Annotated in this window: 1 protein-coding gene; it reads left to right on the forward strand. The window is 62.0% G+C overall.

The genetic code is table 11. From position 1 onward, the window contains the following. On the forward strand, positions 1-263 hold a 263-nt coding region (locus SB771_RS35120), incomplete at both ends, for an ABC transporter permease subunit (protein WP_410722060.1).

Raw genomic sequence — 263 nt, forward strand, 5'->3', positions numbered from 1 at the left:
CCGCTGCACGCCACGCTCGTGCCGATCTATATGCTCACGCGCAATCTCGGCCTTGACTACACGCCGTTCGAGCTGCTCGGGCCATATCTCGCGTTGAGCCTGCCCGTGTCGATTTTCATCCTCACGGAATTCATGCGGCAGATTCCACGCGAACTCGAAGAAGCCGCGCAACTCGACGGCTGCGGCCCGTTCGGCATCTTCTGGCGCGTGTTCTTTCCGTTGTCCGGCCCAGGCCTCGCGACGGTCGCGATCTACAACGGCAT

Origin of the sequence: Burkholderia sp. SIMBA_051 (assembly GCF_046534915.1) — a bacterium.
Classification (GTDB): domain Bacteria; phylum Pseudomonadota; class Gammaproteobacteria; order Burkholderiales; family Burkholderiaceae; genus Burkholderia; species Burkholderia ambifaria.